The 16,000-nt window shown below is 72.2% G+C and carries 14 protein-coding genes; 5 read left to right on the top strand and 9 right to left on the bottom strand.

Annotated features, from left to right (window positions below):
- Positions 1 to 12: 12 nt before the first annotated feature.
- From P3T34_RS33475 to P3T34_RS33465, 3 genes are all read left to right on the top strand, one after another.
- Entirely contained in the window at positions 13 to 1,527 is a 1,515-nt protein-coding gene (locus tag P3T34_RS33475; protein ID WP_280669794.1) for a cytosine permease, read from the top strand.
- Between the two features lie 206 nt (positions 1,528 to 1,733).
- Positions 1,734 to 3,617 carry a potassium transporter Kup gene (locus tag P3T34_RS33470; protein ID WP_280669793.1) on the top strand — a complete coding sequence of 628 codons (1,884 nt, stop codon included), beginning with the start codon at positions 1,734 to 1,736 and terminating at the stop codon, positions 3,615 to 3,617.
- Positions 3,618 to 3,712: 95 nt separating this feature from the next.
- Positions 3,713 to 5,005, top strand: coding sequence for a cytochrome P450 (locus tag P3T34_RS33465; protein ID WP_280669792.1), 1,293 nt, complete (start codon positions 3,713 to 3,715; stop codon positions 5,003 to 5,005).
- A gap of 11 nt (positions 5,006 to 5,016) precedes the next feature.
- On the opposite strand, the gene P3T34_RS33460 is transcribed toward P3T34_RS33465, so the two are convergent.
- Positions 5,017 to 5,748 carry a type 1 glutamine amidotransferase domain-containing protein gene (locus P3T34_RS33460; protein ID WP_280669791.1) on the bottom strand — a complete coding sequence of 244 codons (732 nt, stop codon included), beginning with the start codon at positions 5,746 to 5,748 and terminating at the stop codon, positions 5,017 to 5,019.
- A gap of 241 nt (positions 5,749 to 5,989) precedes the next feature.
- Here P3T34_RS33460 and P3T34_RS33455 point away from each other — a divergent pair, with 241 nt between their 5' ends.
- Together P3T34_RS33455 and P3T34_RS33450 are read left to right on the top strand one after the other, a co-directional pair.
- Positions 5,990 to 6,283: a hypothetical protein gene (locus P3T34_RS33455; RefSeq protein ID WP_280669790.1), complete on the top strand. Its 294-nt coding sequence runs from the start codon at positions 5,990 to 5,992 to the stop codon at positions 6,281 to 6,283.
- Between the two features lie 25 nt (positions 6,284 to 6,308).
- Complete coding sequence (locus tag P3T34_RS33450; RefSeq protein ID WP_280669789.1) at positions 6,309 to 7,583, top strand: GNAT family N-acetyltransferase; 1,275 nt, start codon at positions 6,309 to 6,311, stop codon at positions 7,581 to 7,583.
- A 9-nt stretch (positions 7,584 to 7,592) separates the two neighbouring features.
- Here the strand turns inward: P3T34_RS33450 and hypE are convergent, their stop codons facing one another.
- The 8 genes from hypE to P3T34_RS33410 form a co-directional block, all read right to left on the bottom strand.
- Positions 7,593 to 8,672: a hydrogenase expression/formation protein HypE gene (hypE, locus tag P3T34_RS33445; protein WP_280672551.1), complete on the bottom strand. Its 1,080-nt coding sequence runs from the start codon at positions 8,670 to 8,672 to the stop codon at positions 7,593 to 7,595.
- A gap of 31 nt (positions 8,673 to 8,703) precedes the next feature.
- Positions 8,704 to 9,834 (bottom strand): hydrogenase formation protein HypD, encoded by a 1,131-nt coding sequence (gene hypD, locus P3T34_RS33440; RefSeq protein ID WP_280669788.1) that lies wholly within the window; start codon positions 9,832 to 9,834, stop codon positions 8,704 to 8,706.
- On the bottom strand, positions 9,831 to 10,163 hold the full coding sequence (locus P3T34_RS33435; RefSeq protein WP_280669787.1) for a HypC/HybG/HupF family hydrogenase formation chaperone: 333 nt from the start codon (positions 10,161 to 10,163) through the stop codon (positions 9,831 to 9,833). The genes hypD and P3T34_RS33435 overlap by 4 nt, the downstream gene beginning before the upstream one ends.
- 28 nt (positions 10,164 to 10,191) lie before the next feature.
- On the bottom strand, positions 10,192 to 12,540 hold the full coding sequence (hypF, locus tag P3T34_RS33430; RefSeq protein ID WP_280669786.1) for a carbamoyltransferase HypF: 2,349 nt from the start codon (positions 12,538 to 12,540) through the stop codon (positions 10,192 to 10,194).
- Positions 12,537 to 13,340, bottom strand: a complete 804-nt coding sequence (gene hypB, locus P3T34_RS33425) for a hydrogenase nickel incorporation protein HypB (protein WP_280669785.1) — start codon at positions 13,338 to 13,340, stop codon at positions 12,537 to 12,539. The genes hypF and hypB overlap by 4 nt, the downstream gene beginning before the upstream one ends.
- A 3-nt stretch (positions 13,341 to 13,343) precedes the next feature.
- Positions 13,344 to 13,736, bottom strand: a complete 393-nt coding sequence (locus P3T34_RS33420; RefSeq protein WP_280669784.1) for a hydrogenase maturation nickel metallochaperone HypA — start codon at positions 13,734 to 13,736, stop codon at positions 13,344 to 13,346.
- Between the two features lie 277 nt (positions 13,737 to 14,013).
- Positions 14,014 to 14,556, bottom strand: coding sequence for a hydrogenase maturation protease (locus P3T34_RS33415; RefSeq protein WP_280669783.1), 543 nt, complete (start codon positions 14,554 to 14,556; stop codon positions 14,014 to 14,016).
- Positions 14,553 to 15,995 carry a hypothetical protein gene (locus tag P3T34_RS33410; RefSeq protein ID WP_280672549.1) on the bottom strand — a complete coding sequence of 481 codons (1,443 nt, stop codon included), beginning with the start codon at positions 15,993 to 15,995 and terminating at the stop codon, positions 14,553 to 14,555. The genes P3T34_RS33415 and P3T34_RS33410 overlap by 4 nt, the downstream gene beginning before the upstream one ends.
- Between the last annotated feature and the right edge of the window lie 5 nt (positions 15,996 to 16,000).

Here is a 16,000-nt window from a genome sequence, read left to right as displayed (position 1 = left end):
GGAGCCACCCTCATGGACAACCTGTCCACCGCCGACACCGACGGCGCGATAGAGACCCGCGGTATCGAACCCGTCCCGGACCACGAACGGCACGGCAGAGTCCGCGAGCTCTTCCCGACCTGGGTCGCGGCGAACATCAGCGTCCTGCTGCTCACCATGGGTGCGGCCCTGGTGGTGTTCAACCAGTTGAACTTCTGGCAGGTCCTGATCGTCGCGGCGTGCGCCGCGGTCGCCTCCTTCGGCATGGTCGGCCTGCTGTCGGTCTCCGGAAAGTGGGGCGGGGCGCCGGGCGCCACGCTCTCCCGGGCCACCTTCGGTGTGCGCGGCAACCTGTTCCCGGGCGCGATCCTCTGGGTCGCCCGGTTCGGCTGGGAGACGATCAACGCCGTCACCGGCGCCTACGCCGTGCTGACCGTGCTCAACCTGCTCTTCGGCATCAAGAGCAACACCCTGCTGATCGTCGTCACGCTTCTCGTCTTCGTCGCCTGCACGTTCCTGGTCTCCGGCATGGGCCGCAAGGCGCTGAACGTCTGCAACACCTGGTCGACGTACCTCTTCGGCGTCTTCAGCATCCTGGTGCTCGGCTACCTGATCGTGCACATGCACTGGAGCGAGGTCTTCTCCAAGCCCGCGGGCACCACCGCGATGATGATCGCCGGCATCGGAACCATCGCCGCCGGCGGCATCAGCTGGGTCCCCACCGGCCCGGACTTCGCCCGCTACCTGCCGCACGCCGCCTCCGGTAAGAAGATCGTCGGCGTGACGGTCTCCGGCGCCGGCCTGGTCATGGTGCCGATGGTGCTGATGGGCGCCGTGATGGCGGTGGCCTCGCCCGGACTGGCGCAGGCCGCGGACCCGGTCTCCTTCCTCGGCGACCTACTGCCGACCTGGCTGGCCGTGCCGTACCTGCTGACCGCGATCGTGGGCATGCTGCTGATCAACAGCCTCTCGATGTACTCGGCCGGCTTCACCGCCCAGACCATGGGCGTCAAGCTGCCGCGCGCCCTGGCCGTCAGCATCAACGCCGTGATCTCGCTGATCGGCGGCCTGATGCTGATGCTGGTCGCCAAGAGCTTCCTGGGCTCCTTCATCACCTTCCTGATCCTGCTCGCCGTCTCCTTCTCGGCCTGGATCGGCGTCTACACCGTGGACATGTTCCGCCGCCGGTCGCGTGCGGTGCGCTACGACGCCGCCGCGCTGATGGACACCAGCCGCACCAGCCGCTACTGGTACGTCGGCGGTTTCTGCTGGCAGGCGATGGTGTCCTGGGTGCTGGCGCTGCTGATCGGGCTCGCCTTCACCAAGTGCGACTGGTTCGCCGGCCCGTTCTCCAGCACTCCGATCGGCAAGTACGGGCTGGCCTGGGCGGCCACCATCGTGATCTCCGGCGCGATCATGGCCGTGCTCCCCGCGCCCCGGGAGAACACCTCGGCCATCACCGAAGAGACCACCGAAGAGAGCACCGAGGAGACCGCCGAGGGGACCACCGAGCTCAAGATCGAGCAGGCCGAGCGGATCACCGTCTGAGCAGACGCGCGGACGGCGTCGTCGCCGAGCGCTCAGGGGTCCCCGGTCCTTCGGATACCGGGGACCCCTATCGCTCGTTGGGGCCATGCGTATGATCTTCGTTCATCATGAGTATTGAATCCGCTAAGAGCGCGCCCGTCGCCCTTGCCGCCCCTGCACCCGGCGGCGCGCCCGACGGCAACAGATCCCCCCTCCACCGCCCCGCAATGGCGGCCCTGACGCTCGGTGCACTGGGCGTCGTCTTCGGTGACATCGGCACCAGCCCGCTGTACGCGATCCAGACCGTGTTCACCGCCGACAACAGCGCCGTCGGGACGGCGCCGGACGAGGTGTACGGGGTCATCTCGCTGGTGTTCTGGGCGATCACGCTGATCGTCTCGATCAAGTACGTGACCTTCATCCTGCGCGCCGACAACGGCGGCGAGGGCGGGATCATGGCACTGACCGCCCTCGTCCAGAAGCTGTCGTTCAAGTCCGCGCGCACCAAGGTGATCCTGGTGGCGCTCGGGATCTTCGGGGCGTCGCTTTTCTACGGCGACGGAATGATCACACCGGCGATCTCGGTGCTGTCCGCCGTCGAGGGGCTCAAGGTCTCGGCTCCGGGTCTGAGCAGTTTCGTGATCCCGGTCACGATCGCGGTGCTGGTGCTGCTCTTCGCGATCCAGCGCTACGGCACCAGTCTCGTCGGCAACCTGTTCGGCCCGGTCATGGCGGTGTGGTTCCTCATCCTGGGCGCAGCCGGCGGGTGCGAGGTCGCGAACCACCCCGCGATCTTCAAGGCCCTGTCGCCGGTGTACGGCCTGCGGTTCATCCTGGACCACGGGATGATCGGCTTCGTGGCGCTGGCATCGGTCGTGCTGGCCGTGACCGGTGCGGAGGCGCTCTACGCGGACATGGGCCACTTCGGCCGAGCGCCGATCCACCGCGCCTGGTTCTTCCTGGTCTTCCCGACGCTGACGCTCAACTACCTCGGCCAGGGCTCCCTCATCCTGCGCTCGCCGTCGGCGATCGCGAACCCGTTCTTCCTGCTGATGCCCGGCTGGGCGCAGTTCCCGATGGTGATCCTGGCCACCATCGCCACCGTGATCGCCTCGCAGGCGGTCATCTCCGGCGCGTTCAGCGTCACCCGCCAGGCGGTGCAGCTCGGCTTCCTGCCCCACCTGACGATCCGCCACACCTCGGAGCACGAGGTCGGCCAGGTGTACGCGCCGGTCATCAACTGGGGTCTGTTCGGCGCGGTCGTGGCGCTGGTGGTGGGCTTCGGCTCGTCCGCCGCGCTCGCCTCCGCGTACGGCGTCGCGGTCACCGCGACCTTTGTGCTCAACACCGTCCTGTTCCTGGCGGTGGCACGCAATCTGATGGGCAAGCCGCTCTGGCTGGTCGTGCTCGGCGGCGTGGTGTTCCTGACGACCGAGATCGCGTTCTTCGCGGCGAACCTGACCAAGGTCGTCCACGGCGGCTGGCTGCCGCTGCTGGTCGCCTTCACGGTCTTCACGATCCTGATCACCTGGCAGCGCGGCCGGCAGATCGTCACCCCGAACCGGACGGCGCTGGAGGGCTCGCTGCGCGAGTTCGTCGAGGAGGTCTACGCGATGGACCCGCCGGTGCACCGGGTCGACGGCACGGCGGTGTTCCTCAACGCCAACATCGAGACCACTCCGCTGGCGCTGCGTGCCAACGTCGACCACAACCACACCCTGCACAAGAACGTGGTCATCGTGTCGGTCGCCGTGGATCGCGTCCCCACCGTCCCCGAGGAGGAGCGCTGCGCCTTCGACAACCTCGGCCACAGCGACGACGGCATCACGCACCTCACCGTGCGCTTCGGCTTCCAGGACGAGCCGAACATCCCGCAGGCGCTGCGGCTCGCCGCCCAGCATCCCGACGCGGGTGAGATCTACGGGCTGCAGGTGGACGACGTGTCGTACTTCCTGTCGCGGATGACGATCGTCAGGACGGCCGCGCCGGGCATGCAGCGGTGGCGCAAGAAGCTCTTCCTGGCCATCTCCAACAACGCGAGCAGCCCCGTCCAGTACTTCGGCCTCCCCAGCGACCGGTGCGTCATCATGGGCGCCCAGGTCTCGGTGTAAGGCAGTACGGCGCCACAGGACCTGTTGCCCGCTCCCCATCCGGCCCCGCCGGCCAAGTGGTGACCGGGCAACAGGTCCTGGCGTACCGTCAGCTCGTGGACGCAGACGAGCTGTTCCTCCCCTCGACCTACGCCGACGGCGTGCCGTACGAGCTGCTGCGCGAGCTGCGGGCGAGCTCACCGGTCTGCCGGGTCGCCGAGCCGGCCGTCGGCAACTGGCCCGCCGGGCCCGGCTACTGGGCGGTGCTGCGGCACGCGGACGTCAGGTCCGTGCTGCGGCAGCCGGACATCTTCTCCTCCTGGCTCGGCGCGACCCAGATCACCGATCCCGACACCGCCGAGGATCTGGCCTTCGTCCGCACCATGATGCTCAACCAGGACCCGCCCGCGCAGGCGCGGCTGCGCCGCATCGTCGCGGGCGCCTTCACGCCGCGCGCCGTACGGGAGTTGGAGGCGGTGATCGAGCAGCGGGCCGCCCAGCTGGTCGAGGATCTCGCCGAACAGCTCGCCGACGGGGGCCCGGTGGACTTCGTCCCGGTGGCCGCCGACCTGCCGGTCCGGACGCTGGCCCACCTGCTCGGCGTGCCCGAGCAGGACCGCCCGCTGCTCACCGACTGGGCCAACCGGGTGATCGGTTACCAGGACGACGAGTACGCCGCGAGCGCCACCGCCGACCCGGCCGCCCTCAGCCCGTGCGGCCGCCGCGCCCTGGACCAGCGCCCCGGCCCGCTCACCCGCCCCGACGGCCGCCCGATGAGCCCGCGCTCGCGCGAGGCGCTGGCCGACATGTTCGGCTACGCCCATGCGCTGGCCGAACAGCCCAGCCCGGGCAGCGTGTTGGCGCAGATGCTGGCCGGCGGCCTGGAGTCGGCCGAGTTCGAGACGATGTTCTTCCTCTTCGCGGTGGCCGGCAACGAGACCCTGCGCAACGGCATCCCCGGCGGCCTGCACGTGCTGCTGAACCACCCGGAGCAGTACGCGGCGCTGCGCCGCCGACCGGACCTGGTGGACACCGCCGTCGAGGAACTGCTGCGCTACTGGCCCCCGGTGATGAACTTCCGGCGCACCGCCACCCGGGACACCGAGCTCGGCGGCCACCGGATCAGGCGCGGGGACAAGGTGGTCGTCTACCACGCCTCCGCCAACCGCGACCCGGACGTCTTCGCCGACCCCGACCGCCTCGACCTCACCCGCCACCCCAACGACCACCTCAGCTTCGGCTTCGGCCCGCACGTCTGCCTGGGCGCCCACCTGGCCCGCACCCAAATGCGCGCCGTGCTCCGCCAACTGGCCACCCGGCTCCCCGCCCTGGCGCCGGCCGGCGACCCGGTCCGGCTCGCCTCCACCTTCCAGAACGGCCTCAAGCACCTCCCGGTCCGGGTCCGCTAGCGCCAAGTGGGTCAGGCGTCCAGCAGCTCGACCAGCCGGCGCGCGAACAGGTACGCGTCGCCCGGCCAGCGCGCCGACAGGTAGCGGCCGTCCAGCACGGTGAACGCCCCGGTGTCGTCGGTGGCGGTGCCCCGCCGCGAGAGGGTCAGCGGGCCGCGCTCGAAGTCGCCCTCGGCGGCCAGCGCGGCGCGCACCTCGGTCTCCACGTAGGCGGGATACGTCCGGTAGTAGCGGCCCAGCCGCCAGGCGGTGGCCAGGTAGGCGGAGCGCTCCATGTAGCCGGGCAGGCAGGTGGTGCGCCGACCGTAGAGCAGGCTGCGGCCGGTCGCCGGGTCCTTGGCCCGGGCGAGCACCAGCACGCCGTGGCAGATCGCGGCCACCGGCCGATCACATGCCCAGAAGGCGGCGACCTTGCCCTGCAGCAGCTCCGACCCCAGGTACTGCCGCATCGCTGGCGCGTGGCCACCCGGCAGCACCAGCGCGTCGTACCGCTGCGGATCGATATCGGCCCAGGCGACGGAGGAGCGGAACTCGGGCGCGGCCACCAGCTGCGCGTAGCACTCCTTGGCGTCCGGGGCGGCCCCCAGTTTGCCCAGCACGACCCCGGTCAGCAGCCTCGGATCGGCCGCCGGCACGGTACCGGCACGCTCGGTGGCGAAGACCACCTGATGGCCGGCGGCGGTCAGCAGCCGCCAGGGCACGGCGACCTCGGTGACATCGAAGTCCCGGTCGGGCAAGGGCATCAGGACTCTGGCCACACTGTCCACCCACTTCATCCGGCATCCCACACGCAACGGTCCGACCGGCCCGCTGGGCCCGGCGGCGCGTACCGCGAGCCTAGCGGCCGCGAATCCGCGGCCTCCGCCGGGATGCGCCAGGGCCCCGGCAGGCGCACGCTCGAAGAGGGGACTGCCGGATGGGCCGCCCCTCCGGCGCCGGGCAGATCCCGGTCGCATCGATGACCGACCGAGTTGGGAGTTCTGGATGGCCACCGACGCCTGGGAATCCTGGACCACGAAGAGCATCATCGCCGGCCCCGGCGGAGTCCTCACCGCCGAGGTCGGCGCCATCACGGGCGACCTGACCATCCACACCACCTGGACAGGTACCGAGGTCGTCCTGACCGTCCAGTACACCGAAGCCCTCGACTGGTACACGGTGCTCGGCAGCCCCGTCCCGGCTGCCGACGAGCACACCGCCCGGGAGATCCACCAGGCCATGGTGGTCGCCACCAAAGCCCGCGGCGAGGCGCGGGCACCGCAGACCGACGCGGGCTGACAGGCCGCGGACGGGAGGCCACAGGATGGCCGGCTGGCACGTACGGGACTTCGCCCCCGACGACCTGGAGGCGCTGGTCCGGCTGGACACCGAGGTCAGCAGCACCGAGCAGCCGGCCGTCTTCCGCCTCTCCGACGTGGTCGCCGCCCTGCAGGCGCTGCACCCGGCCGTGGTCGCGGTGGCGGACGGCCACCTGGTGGGCGCGGCGGTCGGCCGGCTGGACGGCGACCGCGCCTGGGTGCTGCGGATCAGCCTGCACCCGGCCTGGCGCAACCTGGGCCTGGGCAGCGCGCTGCTCTCCGCCCTGGAACACCGGCTGCAGGCCTCCGGCGCCCGCACGCTGGCGGCGCTGCTCTCGGGCGACGAGTCGGACTCCGGGGCCGGCGCGCTGCGCAACTCCGGCTTCCACCCGCGCCAGGGGATGACCTACTACGAAAAGGCCCGGTCCGTGACGGCCCAGGACGTGGTGCTGCTGGCCTCGCTCGGCGCGGTGCTGCCGACCGCCGGAATGTGGCAGGCGCTGGCCGGTATGACCACCGAGAAGCAGCTCATCGAACGGCGCCTGGTGCTGCCGTTGGCGCACCCCGAGCTCGCCTCCGAGCACGGCGTCGAGCCACCGCAGGCCGTGGTGCTGTTCGGGCCGCCCGGCACTGGCAAGAGCACCTTCGCCCAGGCGGTGGCCGGTCGGCTGGGCTGGCCCTTCGTGGAGCTGCTGCCCTCCCGGCTGGCGCTGGAGGACGGCCTGGCGACCGGGCTGCGCCGCAGCTTCGAGGAGATCGCCCAGCTGGACCGGGTGCTGGTCTTCATCGACGAGGTCGAGGAGGTGGCCGCCGCCCGCAGCGACGCCGACCAGACGGCCACCGGCGTCGTCAACGAGCTGCTCAAACTGATCGTGCGCTTCCGGGAGCGCGACCGCAGGCTGCTGATCTGCGCCACCAACAACGTGGCGGCGCTCGACCCGGCGTTCCTGCGGCACGGCCGCTTCGACTACGTGCTGCCGGTCGGACCGCCCGACCACGAGGCGCGCTGCGCCCTGTGGTCGAGCTATCTCGCCCGGGCCGACGCGCACGCCGACATCGAGGTGCTCGCGGACGCCAGCGAGGGCTTCACCCCCGCCGACATCGCGCAGGCCGCCCGCACGGTCGCCCAGTCGGTCTTCGAACGCACCCTGGACACCGGCGACCGGGCGCACCCGCGCACCGACGACTACCTGCACACCATCCGCCGCACGAGGCCCACCGTGAGCAACGAGATGGGCCTGGAGTTCGCCGACCAGACCATCCGCTACGGGCGGACCTGAGCGCCCGGGTCAGCAGATCCGCGGCAGCTGCTCGCCGATCGGCAGGTCGACCACCCGGGTGCCGCCGAGCCCGGTACGGGCCACCACCATCCCGGGGTGCTCCGGCACCGCCTCGCCGATCACCGCCGCGCCCGCGCCCAGCGGGTGCGCGCGCATCGCCGCCAGCACGGCCTCCGCGTGCTCACGCGGCACGAAAGCGACCAGCTTGCCCTCGTTGGCCACGTACATCGGGTCGAGCCCGAGGATCGCACAGGCGTTGGCGACCGGCGGCGGCACCGGCACGGCCCGCTCCTGGACGACCACGCCGACCCCGGCGGCCGCCGCGATCTCGTTGAGCGAGGCGGCAAGACCGCCCCGGGTGGGGTCGCGCAGCACGTGCAGGTCCGGGGTGACCGCGAGCATCGCCTCCACCAGGCCGCCCAGCGCCGCGCAGTCGCTCTCGATCTCCACCCCGAACTCCAGGCCCTCCCGGACGCTCATGATCGCCACGCCGTGCACGCCGATCTCGCCGCTGACGATCACCACGTCGCCGGGCACCACCCGCTGCGGCCGCAGGTCCACGCCGTCCGGGATCAGGCCGATACCGGCGGTGTTGATGAAGACGCCGTCGCCGTGGCCGGCCTCGACCACCTTGGTATCCCCGGTCGCCACCTCGACACCTGCGGCCCGCGCGGCCGCGCCCAGCGCCTCGGCGATCCGGCCGAGCACCGACAGCTCCACACCCTCCTCCAGGATGAACCCGCAGGACAGGTAGGCGGCCCGGGCGCCGCTCATGGCGAGGTCGTTGACGGTTCCGTTGACCGCGAGGTCGCCGATGCACCCGCCGGGGAAGAACAGCGGGCGGACCACGAAGGTGTCGGTGGAGAAGGCCAGCCGGACACCACCGAGGGTGACCGCCGCCGCGTCGCCCAACTGCGCGAGCACCGCTCCCCCGAAGGCGGGGGCGAAGACGTGCTGGACCAGTTCGGCGGACATCGCACCGCCGCCGCCATGGCCCATCACCACCCGCGGCTGGTCGCGCAGCGGGGCGGGGCAGGTCCAGGAGCTGAAGTCCGGCGCCTGCAGCAGGTCGCGGGCGGCCGGGCTCAGCGGCCGGGCACCGAAGGGGCTGGGAATGGTCTCAGACAAGGGGGCTCGCCTCCAGGCGGGCGGGGGCGGGATTGAGGTCGAGCCGCCGGTAGAGGTAGTAGGCGGCGCAGGCGCCCTCGCTGGACACCATGGTGGCGCCGAGCGGGTTGCGCGGGGTGCAGGTGGTCCCGAAGGCCTCGCACTCGTGCGGCTTCAGCAGCCCCTGGAGGACTTCGCCGGCCCGGCAGGCGGCCGGCTCCAGGGTCCTGATCCCGGACACCGAGAACCGCTGCTCGGCGTCGAACTCACGGTAGCGCTCGGACAGTTTCCACCCGCTCCGGGCGATCGTGCCGATCCCGCGCCAGGCCCGGTCGGTGACCTCGAAGACGTCCTCGAGCATGGCCTGGGCGGCCGGATTGCCCTCCGGCCGGACGGCCCGCTGGTACGCGTTCTCGACCCGGTGCTCGCCGCGCTCCAACTGCCGCACGGTACGCCGCACTCCCTCCAGGATGTCCAGCGGCTCGAAGCCGGTCACCACGATCGGCACCTTGAACCGCTCGGCCAGCTCCGGGTATTCGCCGACGCCCATCACACTGCAGACGTGCCCGGCGGCGAGGAAGCCCTGCACCCGGCAACTGGGCGACTGCATGATGGCCTCGATCGCGGGCGGCACCCGGACGTGCGAGACCAGCAGGCTGAAGTTGCGGATGCCGAGCTTGCTGGCCTGATAGACCGTCATGGCATTGGGTGGCGCGGTGGTTTCGAAGCCGATCCCGAAGAAGACCACCTGCTGCTGCGGGTTCTGCTGGGCGATCCGCAGGGCGTCCAGCGGCGAGTAGACCACCCGCACGTCACCGCCCTCGCTGCGGACCCGGAACAGGTCGCGATCCGTCCCCGGGACCCGGAGCATGTCGCCGAAGGAGCAGAAGATCACCCCGGGACGCGAGGCGATCTCCAAGGCCTTGTCGATCACCTCCAGCGGCGTCACGCAGACCGGGCAGCCCGGACCGTGGATCAACTCCACCTGGTCCGGCAGCAGTTGGTCGATGCCATGACGGATGATGGTGTGCGTCTGACCCCCGCAGACCTCCATCAGCGCCCACGGCCTGGTCACCGTGGCGTGGATGTCGTCGAGCAGCCGCCGGGCCAGCTCAGGGTCCTGGAACTCGTCGATGTACTTCATCGGGCCTCCTCCCGCTCCGCGTCGCCGTCGCTCGGGAGGTCGCTGGGGAAGACGAACCCGCCCTCGCGCGCGGCCAGTTCCCAGGGGTCGCCGAACTCCTCCTGCAGCATGCCGAGGTCGGCGAAGAGCTCCAGGGTGTGCCTGGCCGACTCCTCGTCCAGCCGCTGGAGCGCGAATCCGACGTGGACGATCGCGTATTCACCGACCTGGAGGTCCGGCAGGTACTCCAGGCACACCTCCTTGACCACGCCGCCGAAGTCGACATTGGCCATCCGGGTGCCGTCCCGTTCCTCGATGTCCAGCACTCTGCCGGGTACCGCCAAGCACATGGGGATCTCCTCGCTGTGGGGATGTGGACTAGTCGGCGCGGGCCGCGACCATGAGCTGCCCCAGGGCCAACCCACCGTCGTTCGGCGGGACTTGGCGATGACGGAGGACGGTGAAGCCGTCCTCGCCCAGAGCGGCGGCGCAGGCCGAGGAGAGCAGGGTGTTGGCGAAGACCCCACCGGTCAGCGCCACCGTGTCCAGACCGTCCGCCGTCCGCGCCCGCGCGCAGGCCCGGCGCACCAGGTCGGCCACCGCCAGATGGAAGCGCGCCGCGACGAAGGAACGCGGCGCGCCCGCACGCAGGTCGGCGATCACGGCCGCCAGCACCGGCGCCGGGTCGGCGAGCAGCGCCGCAGCGGCTCCCGGGTGCAGGGTGAAGCGGTAGCCGTGCCCGGCGCCCGCCAGGCCGGGCAGCGCCGCCGCCTCCAACTCGATGGCGGCCTGGGCCTCATAGCCGGCCAGCTGGCAGACCCCGACCAGTGCGGAGACCGCGTCGAAGAGCCGGCCCATGCTGGAGGTCGGCACGCAGTTCAGCCCGCGCTCCAACTGGCGCTCCAGCAGCCGCAGTTCGTCCGTCGGGCAGGCGGCGACGCAGGGCAGGTCCGGGGTCCAGGCGATGCCCGCCGCCCGCAGGTGCGCCAGCGCCATCCGGTACGGGCGCCGCACGGCGGCGTCGCCGCCGGGCAGCGGCACATAGGCCAGCTGGGCGAAGCGCCGGTAGCCGTCGTAGTCGGCCAGCAGGATCTCGCCGCCCCAGACCGCGCCGTCGTCGCCGTAGCCGGTGCCGTCGAAGGCCACCCCGATCACCCGCCGGCTGCCGTCCAGGCCGTGCTCGGCCATCGCCGAGGCGATATGCGCGTGGTGGTGCTGGACCAGCGTCAACGGACGCTCACCGCACCGGCGTTCGGCCCATCGGGTGGAGCGGTAGGCCGGGTGCCGGTCCGCCGCCAGCAGGGCGGGGCGCACCCCGGTGATCGACTCCAACTGCCGCTCGGCCCCTTCGAAGGCGAGCTGGGTGGCCAGATCGTCCATGTCCCCGATGTGGGCGGAGAGCCAGGCCCGGCGGCCCTCGGCCAGGCAGAAGGTGTTCTTCAGGTCGCCCCCGACGGCCAGGGCCGGTCGGACCGGCAGCGGGAGCGCCAGGGGCAGCGGCGCATAGCCGCGCGAGCGGCGCAGCATCAGCACGGCGCCGTCGCAGACCCGCACCACCGAGTCGTCGCACGGTACTTGGATCGGCCGGTCGTGCGTGAGCCAGGCGTCCGCAAGGTGCGCGAGCCGCTCCAGCGCCTGCGCCTCGTCGGTGACGATCGGCTCGCCGGACACATTGCCGCTGGTCATCACCAGCAGCCGAGGCCCCGGCGGGTCACCGGGCAGGCCGAGCAGCAGGTGGTGCAGCGGCGTGTACGGCAGCATCACCCCGAGGTCCGGGCTCCGGGGCGCGACCGCCTCGGCCAAGCCCGACCTGGCTCCAAGTCGCCTGCGCAGCAGCACGATCGGCCGCGCCGCTCCGGTCAGCAGCGCCCGCTCCTCGGGGCCGATCTCAACCAGCTGCTCGACGTCCGCGAGCGACCGGGCCATCAGCGCGAACGGCTTGTCGCCCCGGGCCTTGCGCCGCCGCAACCGGGCGACGGCCGCCGGATCGGCGGCGTCGCAGGCCAGGTGGTAGCCACCGAGCCCCTTGACGGCGAGGATCGCGCCCCGCGCGAGCAGCGCGCGGGCCGCCGCGATCGGATCCACCCCGCCACAGTCATCGCTGCGGTCACCGCCGGCGTCGGCACCGGCACCGAGCAGCAGACGCAGCCGCGGCCCGCACGCGTGGCAGGCGACCGGCTGGGCGTGGAAGCGCCGATCGCCCGGGTCCGTGTACTCCCCCGCGCAGTCCTGGCACATCGGGAAGCCGGCCATCGTGGTGTGCGCCCGGTCGTAGGGCAGCCCGGTCACGATGGTGAAGCGCGGCCCGCAGTGGGTGCAGGTGATGAACGGGTGCCGGTGGCGGCGGTCGCCCGGGTCGGCCAGCTCGGCCAGGCAGTCGGCGCAGGTGGCGACGTCCGGGGAGACCAGCGTGCGGGCCGGACCGCCGGTGCGTGAGGCGACGATGGCGAAGCCGGAGCCCCCGGCGGCGGCGATCTCCTGCTGCTCGACGGAGTCCACCACCGCCAGCGGCGGCGCGGCGGCGGCGATCCGCTCGCAGAACAGCGCCACCGCCCCCGGCGCGCCCTCCACCTCGGCGACGACGCCCTCGCCGGTGTTGCTCACCTGCCCGACCAGGCCGAGCCCGGTGGCCAGCGTGTAGACGAACGGGCGGAAACCCACGCCCTGCACCACGCCCCGGACGGTGACCCGCCGGCGCAGCACCGCCGCCGCAACCGTGCTCGTCACGACCGGTGCGACTGCACGCCGGCCACGGCACCCACGTGCGGATGCCCGTGCTCATGCCCGTGCGAGTGCTCAGGACTGTGCGAATGCTCAGGTCCGTGCGAGTGCGCCTGCGCACCCGCGGCCATCACCGGCAGGTGCACCTCCCCGCCCTGCGCCACCGCGAGCGCCCGGTCGAGCAGCAGTCCCGCGCCCACGCCGCCGCGCACCGAGGTCAGCAGCACCTCCACCCCCGGGTTCACCCGCTGCACGTTCGCCCGGAACGCCGCCTCGTCGAAGTCGACGGCCTCGGCGATGTCCGTCTTGGTCACCACCACCAGCTGCGCCAACCCGAAGGCCGTGGGGTACTTCAGCGGCTTGTCCTCCCCCTCGGTGACCGAGGCGAGCGCGACCCGCAGCGACTCGCCGAGGTCGTAGGAGGCCGGGCAGACCAGGTTGCCGACGTTCTCCACGAACAGCAGCCGGGTGTCCTGCGGCAGCCACCCCTCCAGGTGACCGCCCAGCATCCCCGCCTCCAGGTGGCACAGCCCATCGGTCAGCACCTGCTTGACCGGAACGCCGGAGCGCGCGAGCCGAACCGCGTCGTTCTCGGTGGCCAGGTCAGCGGTCAACGCGGCGACCGGGATGCCCCGTTGGCGCGCCAGCAGCAGTTCCTGCTCCAGCAGCGCGGTCTTCCCGCTACCGGGACTGGAGAGCAGGTTGACCACGATCGTGCCGCGCGCGGCCAGCTCGGCACGCAACTGGTGGGCACAGAGGTCGTTCTTGGCGAGTACCGCCTGCTGCAGGTCGACCACTCGGCACATGGTTCAGCGCTCCTCGGGAATCGGTTCGCGGGTGGGCACATGCACCGGGTCGTCCGCCCAGCACACGCTGACGATCTGCAGCTCGCGCCCCGCCAGCAGCTCCGCGGCCGCCGCGCCGCAGACCGGGCAGCAGAGCTGCGGTGGCATGCCGACCGCCCATTCGTCGGCGCACGGCGCGCAGCGGGCCCGCCCCGGCACCGGCTCGACGACCAGCTCGGCACCCTCCAGCACCGTTCCGGCGCAAGCCAGTTCAAAGCAGAAGGCGAGCGAGTCGGGGACCACCCCGGCCAGCTCGCCGACCTGCAGCCGAAGGGACCGGACGCCACCGGCACCGGCGGGCGGCTCCGCCTGCGTCACCTGGTCGACCACGGCCATCGCGATGGACATCTCGTGCATCGGTCTCTTCCTGCCGAGCCGTACGGGGAGGCCCAGGGCGCGTCCATTACAGGACGGCGGCGCGGCACCCGACCGGGTGCCACGCCGCCGCCGGGCCACGGCATAGCCCGCCTGGCCCAACCAACCTCAGCAGAAAGAGAACTGATACTGACTCACATACTCCGCATCTTCAGATAGCGCTTGATGTCCGGCAGGACCTGCGCCACCACGGCGGCCAGCGCGGCCGCGGCCGCACCGGAGACGACGATCTTCTTGAACATGTTCCCTATTCCTCTCGTCAGTTCGCGGCCGGGCCGGCCGCGGCCCGCAGGGCGGGCTCCCCCTGGTGGTCCTCCTGGTGGCCCTCCCGCAGCAGGCGCAGCACCAGCCGGACGGCCTCCGGCACCGCGGCGGCCACCGGCGCGCTGAGCCCGAACCCCTCCTCGACGCAGGCCGGTTCGCAGCCCACCACCAGCGTCCGCCGGGGCGGGGTGCCGTCGGTGCCGGCGCACAGGGTGTCCAGTAGCGCCAACACCGCGTCCGGGGACATCCGGTGGCCGTCGAGCAGTGCGGCCTGCGGCTCGATGGCGCCGCTCTCGCCAGGCTCGATCAGATACAGCGTGCCCGGCTCGCCACCCCGCTCAGTGGCGTCCACCAGGATCAACGTGTCGTAGCCTTCGAGCAGTTGATAGGCCAGATGGACACCGCGGACACCGATGTCGACGGCTTCGACCTGCTCGGGCAACGACTGCCGGGCCAACTCCCGGACGGTCTCCACACCGAAGGCGTCGTCGCCGAGGAAGATGTTGCCGACGCCGGCCACCAGCGTCCGCCCGCTCACGTGCCCTCCAGGGAGTCCAGGGGGGCGACCTCGTCGGGCTGGAAGTACAGGAACCGGCCCTGCTCGCGGCGGATGTCCGCGCCCGGGTCGCCCTCCACCGTCACCGCCAGGTGCACCACACCGTCCACGTCGTGCAGCACCGCCTCGACCTGGGCGCTGCGGCCGTGCAGGAAGAGGTCCTGCGCGTCGGTGCGCCGCAGGCCGGGCTTGAGCAGCACCCGGCTGCCGGCCCCGACCGAGCGGCCGTCCACCGTCACCCGGTCCCGGGCCGGGTCGAAGGCGCGGTCGCTCGCCGGGTCCCACCACGGGGTGTCCGGCTGTCCGACCGCGAACGGGTCGAAGGGATCGCCCGAGTCGACCAGGTCGACCTCCTCCCGCGCGCGGGGATCGGTGATCTCCCGCAGCGCCCGGACCGCGCCGTGCAGGCGCTCCAGCACCTCGGGCGGCATCGAGTCGGCCAGGTCGATCACGGCGGCCGCCCGCGCGTCGGTGCCGCGGGCCTCGCGCTTCTCCTGCTCGGTCAGCGCCGAGGTGCGCAGCGCGAGGATCTCGTCGATCTCCAGCGCGTCGTAGAGGGCGCCGGGGCTCTCGGGGGCGATCGCCGGGTGGTCCTCCAGGATGATCGGCGAGGAGAGCACCACGTCGGCGCCGCCGTCCCGGCCGGCCAGCACCGGCCAGGTGTGCAGGTTCTGGCAGGCCGCGGTGGCGCCCTTGGCCCACTGCGGCGGATCGGCCATCGACAGGAACGACCCGGCGCTGAGCCCGAGCATCAGGTGCGCGGAGACCAGCGAGCGCGGCAGCACCGCCTCGCGGTCGGCCGGCCCGCCCAACGGTGTCCAGTCGCTGGTGTTCTCCACCACCGCGGTCAGCCGCTGCACGGCGTACGGCCCGTCCAGGTCGGCGGCGGTCAAGCGGACCACCCCGCAGAGCCGCTCGCGCCGACGCACCAGCCGGCCCACCGCCCGCCCGCTCTCGTCGAAGACCGTCTCGATCTCCTCGCGGGCCCCCAGCTCGAACGGCAGGGTGCGGCCCGCGCCGCTCAGTTCGGCCACCGGCACGGTCAGCTGCACCCGCTCCTCGACGCCCTCGTCCCACGGCGTCAGCACCCGGTCGGCGAGTTCCAGCTCGGTGACCGTGCGATGCCCGCCGGAGGGCCCGAGCTGCTGGACGGTGCGCCGCTGGGCGTGCAGGAAGCGCAGCTCCACGAAGAGCGTGGCGCCGCGCCGGGGCTCCATCAGGCACTCGGTGCGCTGCAGGGAGTGCTCGCCGCAGTCGGCGCCCCAGCCCGGCGGCACCAGGACGCCGAACTGCCAGCGCATCCGGTTCTTGGCCGCCGAGGCCCGGTAGGGGTAGAGCACATAGCCCTCGAACAGCACGGCGTCGGCCACCTGCCGGGCGGCGGCGAACCGCTCCCCCGGTAGAGGTAGAGGGTCGGTGATCGGTT

It is taken from the genome of Kitasatospora sp. MAP12-44, from assembly GCF_029892095.1.
In the GTDB taxonomy this organism is placed as follows: Bacteria; Actinomycetota; Actinomycetes; order Streptomycetales; family Streptomycetaceae; genus Kitasatospora.
Note: the sequence above shows the minus strand (reverse complement) of the source record. Positions and strands in the feature narration are given on the sequence as shown.